Consider the following 5,928-nt stretch of genomic DNA (forward strand, 5'->3'; position numbering starts at 1 on the left):
TTAAGGATGGTTTTTTATCACATTTAGGCACTTAATGCCAATGGAGCTCGATTGTCTTCTGCCAACTTAGCAAGTACGGCTTTGATCATCTCTGACGTCACGTGTTTCTTTTCACCTTTTGACAGGACGGTCATCTCTAGAGATGCATTGACTGGTTGTTGATTTTTGGCGCTCATGCTACACTCCTTATTCTGCTATTTATTCATCTGGCATTTGATTGATTTGCTTGACAAGCATCAATCACTTCATATCCATGAGTATAACTGAAGTTTACATTTGTACTCAATCAAAACTTGCCAAAATCTTCGATAAAGTGTAAACAGATGTTTCTTTTTTGACAAAATTTTGACAATAAAAAACCGCCTTGATTGGCGGTTTCTGGATCAGCAATTAATGAGATAATGCATTTTCCCATAAAGGAACGACCAGCTGCATCAAAGGTTTGAGCAGTTTAACATTACATGCAAATACAGAGCCTGTGGTCATGGAGTTATTGGCACCATGGTGATCTACAACCACCCCGTGAGCCTCGGTAACGATCAGCTCGCCTGCGGCAACATCCCAAGGTTTTAATGACATTTCAAAATAGCCATCAAAACGACCAGCAGCTACATAACACAGATCAAGAGCAGCAGAGCCTGTACGACGAACTTGGCCACCATTCTCGCAGATGGCTTGTAAGCTGGCAAAGTGCTGACGAGCAAAGCTTGTACGCTGTTCACCAACCATGCGTTCATAAGGATGGCCTGTTGTGAACAGACCGCCTGCGATGGTCTTACGATCCGACACCATCATTCGACGCTGATTCAGGCGCGCGCCACGTCCACGGCTGGCAGTAAATAGCTCATCGCGCACAGGGTCATAGACCACGCCATGCTCAGTTACGCCGTTTTTTTGGACAGCAATCGACACGCAAAAATGCGGCACCCCATGAACAAAGTTCTGCGTGCCGTCCAGCGGGTCAATGATCCAGCACCAATCCGCATCCGCACCCTTGCCTTCTTGCAGACCAAATTCCTCACCCAAAAAAGAGTGATTTGGATAGCTTTCTTTTAATAAAGAAATCGTCAGCTCTTCGGCATAGCGGTCAATCTTGGTCACCAGACCATCAAGACCCTTAGACTCTACCGCCAAATCCACACGATGGCGATTCTCATGTGCACGTAGAATTTCATGACCAACTTTTTGCGCCACTTGTGACGCGATGACTACCATCGGTTCCATACTTCACCTTATAAACATGTCTTAAATAGTGGTTTTGCATTCATCATACAAAAGAATCATTATAGCTTAAAACTGGCTAATTTTCACGCCTTATTTTAGAGCTTGTAATGTCGCCAAAATACCACCCCTATCCAGCCCACATTCCGCCAACTGCTCATCATGACTGCCATGAGCGACAAACACATCATCAATGCCAATCTGCACAAGGCGACCGCCATAGCCCACACTTGCCAGATATTCGCCCACCGCAGAACCCGCTCCGCCCATACGCTGATGTTCTTCTACCGTGATAAAATGCGTAACGCCCTGCCCGATAAGCTCGTCTATCAGCTCATTATCAAGCGGCTTGACCCACCGCATATCCACCACCGTCATGGGCGTGTCTGTCGTTTGGGCGAACGTTTGGCTTGCCGATAGGCTGTCGCTTAGGCGTGTACCAAAGGCAAGAACGGCGATTTTTTTGCCTGTCTCTTTTTTGTCTGATTTGTCCGTAAAATTATCCGTCCGCCATACGATTTTTGCCTTGCCGATGATAAATTTTTCATCATCTTTGATAATCTGTCGCCCCACGCCCACGCCCCTAGGATAGCGAATGGCACTTGTACCTTGATAAGCATAGCAAGCGTTTAGTAGATGATAGCATTCATGTTCATCGCTTGGCGTGGCAATCACCACATTTGGCACGCAGCGTAAATACGCCAAATCAAACACGCCTGCATGAGTCGCCCCGTCTTCACCCACAAGCCCCGCTCGGTCTATGGCAAAGGTTACGTCTAAGTTTTGTAAGGCGACATCATGAATCAGCTGGTCATAGCCACGCTGTAAAAAGGTAGAATAAATCGCCACCACGGGTTTTAATCCACCTGTTGCCATGCCCCCTGCTAAGGTTACGGCGTGCTGTTCGGCAATCGCCACATCAAAAAACTTGGCAGGATACGCCTTAGCGAATGCTACCATGCCCGAGCCTTCGCACATGGCAGGGGTAATGGCAACCATGTGGGGTTCAGCTCCGTTATCCATAAGCCAGTCGCCAAAAACGTCTGAATATTTTTTGGCTTTGGGAGCGTTGTCCTTTTTTAGCACATCTTTTTTGGGTAGTTTGCCAATGGCGTGATAAGTAATGGGGTCAGCCTCGGCAGGCAAAAAGCCCTTGCCTTTGACCGTGTGGACGTGAATCAGCACCGCCCCTTGTAACTGTTTGGCACGTTCAAACACTTGCAAAAGTTTTGGCAAATCATGTCCGTCGAAAGGTCCAAGATAGGTGAAACCAATCGCCTTAAATAGATTATCAGGGAAAATATGGTCATGCACTTTTTCGGCGATTTTGTCCGACAAGGGCATGGGCGGAGCGTTTTTGCCAAAAAGACCGCCGATATTTTGCACAAGATTACCGCCCAGTTTGGCAGGGATTTTTTCTAGGGTTTCTTTTGCCCCATTTGCCATGTGCAGATAGTGGCGAACCCGTCTGTCATCAGGGCTAATCTCACGCTTTATCATCAAGATATTGCCGTGTTTGTCAATATCAAAGGCAAGCCCACGTTGCCATAGCCGTGCCAAATGGCGACTAAACCCACCAATGGCTTGCGAGATTGACATGTCATTGTCGTTTAGCACCACCGTCAAATCGGCATTTTGTTGCACCGCATCATTCATCGCTTCAAACGCCATGCCCCCCGTCATCGCCCCATCTCCGATGACGGCCACGACCTTGCGGTTTTCGCCCTTGATACGGCTCGCAAGGCTCATGCCAAGTCCTGCCGATATGGACGTAGAGCTATGCCCCACACCAAAGGTGTCGTACTCGCTCTCAGTGCGTTCAGGAAATGCCGTCAGACCGCCCTTGGCACGGATACGCACAAGCTTATCACGCCGACCTGTTAGCACCTTATGGGCGTACGCCTGATGACCCACGTCCCACACGAGCTTATCATAAGGTGTATCATAACTGGCGTGCAGAGCAACCGTCAGCTCCACCACGCCCAAATTTGCTCCAAAATGCCCACCACTTTGACCGACCGAGTAGAGCAAATATTCACGCAATTCGTCCGATAATTGGCACAGCTCGTCGGTGTTTAACCCCTTTAAATCTTTGGGCAAGCTGACTTTATCAAGCAATGGTGTTACAGGACGAGTGGTGGGAATCTGAGAAAATACTCTTGATGTGAATGTTTGGCTGTCAATAGAATGTGGCATGACTGGCTTTTTCCGAGTTGATAAGTGGGTCGCGCAGGTTATTTTTAGGGCGATTTCGCGCATCTTACTGTAATTATCTTTTCAATCATAAAAATAGTATGGCATAATAGCGTTTTTGGCGACATCGTGCGACTATTTTACAAGATAGGCTTTATTTTTGCCATAAGAACACCATTATTTTTAATTAAGCATTCCATTTTTCATCAAAATTTCACATAAAGATTAGCATTATTGGCATCATGCCATTTGGGGTTTATTTTGTATCAATTCATCACCAAAGCAAAACTGCCCACCGTTCATGGTGAATTTGACATTCATGTATTCGAAAACGAAATCGGACAAGAGCACATTCTTCTAAGCCATGGATTGCCCTGTGGCAATCCTACCACCATTCCTGTGGTACGCATTCACTCAGAATGCCTGACAGGTGATGCGCTCGGCTCGCTCAAATGCGACTGCGGCCCCCAGCTGAACGCTGCCATGCAAGCCGTTCAAGCACACGGCTGCGGCGCCATACTATACCTACGCCAAGAGGGTCGTGGTATCGGGCTCACCAACAAAATCCGCGCCTACGCCCTACAAGACCAAGGGCACGATACCTTAGATGCCAACCTACTGCTCGGGCTGCCTGCCGATGCTCGCACCTATGAGATGTGCAAAGAAATGCTTGAGCACGTTGGTGTCACCAAATTATCACTCATGACCAATAACCCCAATAAAGTCAATGATCTAAAGTCACTAGGGCTTGAGGTGGTAGAGCGCGTTCCGCTCATCGTCGGTGTCAATCCACACAACCAAGATTATCTCAATGTCAAAGACTCAAAAATGGGACACTTTATTAATCACCAATAAAGATACAGTAGGCAACATCATGGCTAACAACAGTAACACCACAGCGGCAGATTTTGATGCCAAGCTTGGGCAAGTACGAGAATTTTTATTAAACTTACAAGACAGAATTTGCACCACCTTAGAAAATCAAGAAAAATCAGGCGGCGTTGATGGCGGCAGCGATGTCAAGTTCATCATCGACGACTGGGAGAGAGCCGAAGGTGGTGGTGGCCGCTCATGCGTGATGAGTGGTGGCAAGGTCATTGAAAAAGGCGGCGTGATGTTCAGCCATATCCACATTAACAAATTACCACCGTCCGCCACCGAACGCTATCCACAGCTTGTGGGAGCAAAAGCACAAGCAATGGGGGTTTCGCTTGTCATCCACCCAACCAACCCCCATGTGCCAACCAGTCATGCCAATGTGCGACTGTTCGTAGCACAACCAAAAAATGGCAGTGAGTCCATTTGGTGGTTCGGCGGCGGTTTTGACCTGACACCTTTTTATCCCAACATGAATGATGTCATACATTGGCATCAAGTCGCACATGATTTATGCCAGCCATTTGGTGAACAAATCTACGAAAGATTCAAAACTTGGTGTGATGAATATTTTTATCTAAAACATCGCAAAGAATGCCGTGGTGTCGGTGGTCTATTTTATGATGATCTGAATACTGCCAGCATGGGCTGGGATTTTGATCAGTGTTTTGCTTTCATGCAGGCAGTCGGACAAGGCTATCTTGATGGGATCGTACCAATCTTCGAGAATAACAAGCACAAAGCCTACACTCAAAACGAGCGAGAGTTTCAGCTGTATCGCCGCGGACGCTATGTGGAATATAATCTCGTCTATGACCGTGGAACAATATTTGGACTACAGTCAAATGGGCGCACCGAATCGATTCTGGTATCCATGCCGCCGCTAGCCAGTTGGTCGTATCGCTATGAGCCTGAAGTAGGCACGCCTGAATTTGAACTGACCGACTTTTATTTAAAGCCTAGAGATTGGCTGGCATCACAACCAACCTAACAGTTATTGGTCGTGTTATTGGACGCGGCGTATTGGTCTGTTTGAACATAGGCAACATTCATGACTTTCATTGAAAATCAATGTTTTGTGTGTTATATTGAAAAGTCCATCTGAATTCATCATCAAGCCGCTGGTGAAAACAGGTATTATTTTTCTATTTTAGCCACCTTGCGAGGAAGCCATGAACATATTGCCAATCAGTAAAGGTCTTACTATCGCCATTGTTGCTGCATTAACCGTTACTGCTTGTAGCTCAAAACCTACAACACCAAACGATGTCAGTATTCGCCAAGACATCATGCAAGACTGGCGCATATCAAGCGATATTATGAAAAGCATGCTTTTTGAAGATCGCTTTGATGCAAAAGCCTTTAAGGAACAAGCCGACGCCATTCAGGCCAGCACACATGTTTGGGCACATTTTGATAATGATGCAGAAAAAGGCAAGGCACAAGATACCGTTTGGACGGATGCTGCAGGATTTAAACTTAAAGCACAGATGTTTGATGACGCTGTCGGCGAACTGGTAAGTGCTGCCGACAAAGCTCAATCTTTTGCTGATGTTGAAAAAGCATTTGGTAAGATGAACGAAAGTTGTGGTTCATGTCATAAATCTTATAAAAGTAGATGACTGGTCAATAAAAANA

At 46.5% G+C, this 5,928-nt stretch carries 6 protein-coding genes; 3 read left to right on the top strand and 3 right to left on the bottom strand.

The window, feature by feature from the left end:
- Positions 1 to 23: 23 nt before the first annotated feature.
- The 3 genes from MBO_RS02835 to MBO_RS02845 all read right to left on the bottom strand — a co-directional run bounded on the left by MBO_RS02835 (position 24) and on the right by MBO_RS02845 (position 3,417).
- Positions 24 to 176 carry a hypothetical protein gene (locus MBO_RS02835; RefSeq protein WP_160169655.1) on the bottom strand — a complete coding sequence of 51 codons (153 nt, stop codon included), beginning with the start codon at positions 174 to 176 and terminating at the stop codon, positions 24 to 26.
- Positions 177 to 390: 214 nt separating this feature from the next.
- On the bottom strand, positions 391 to 1,224 hold the full coding sequence (locus MBO_RS02840) for an inositol monophosphatase family protein (protein WP_036363387.1): 834 nt from the start codon (positions 1,222 to 1,224) through the stop codon (positions 391 to 393).
- Between the two features lie 90 nt (positions 1,225 to 1,314).
- The gene (locus tag MBO_RS02845) at positions 1,315 to 3,417 is read right to left on the bottom strand and encodes a 1-deoxy-D-xylulose-5-phosphate synthase (protein WP_036363389.1); all 2,103 of its coding nucleotides are present in this window, start codon (positions 3,415 to 3,417) and stop codon (positions 1,315 to 1,317) included.
- A gap of 258 nt (positions 3,418 to 3,675) precedes the next feature.
- Here MBO_RS02845 and ribA point away from each other — a divergent pair, with 258 nt between their 5' ends.
- The 3 genes from ribA to MBO_RS02860 all read left to right on the top strand — a co-directional run bounded on the left by ribA (position 3,676) and on the right by MBO_RS02860 (position 5,912).
- Positions 3,676 to 4,269: a GTP cyclohydrolase II gene (ribA, locus tag MBO_RS02850; protein ID WP_080702170.1), complete on the top strand. Its 594-nt coding sequence runs from the start codon at positions 3,676 to 3,678 to the stop codon at positions 4,267 to 4,269.
- A 19-nt stretch (positions 4,270 to 4,288) separates the two neighbouring features.
- The gene (gene hemF / locus MBO_RS02855) at positions 4,289 to 5,281 is read left to right on the top strand and encodes an oxygen-dependent coproporphyrinogen oxidase (protein ID WP_036363397.1); all 993 of its coding nucleotides are present in this window, start codon (positions 4,289 to 4,291) and stop codon (positions 5,279 to 5,281) included.
- 181 nt (positions 5,282 to 5,462) lie between these two features.
- Positions 5,463 to 5,912, top strand: a complete 450-nt coding sequence (locus tag MBO_RS02860) for a c-type cytochrome (RefSeq protein WP_036363391.1) — start codon at positions 5,463 to 5,465, stop codon at positions 5,910 to 5,912.
- Positions 5,913 to 5,928: the final 16 nt, after the last annotated feature.

It is taken from the genome of Moraxella bovoculi 237, from assembly GCF_000696305.2.
Lineage (GTDB): Bacteria > Pseudomonadota > Gammaproteobacteria > Pseudomonadales > Moraxellaceae > Moraxella > Moraxella bovoculi.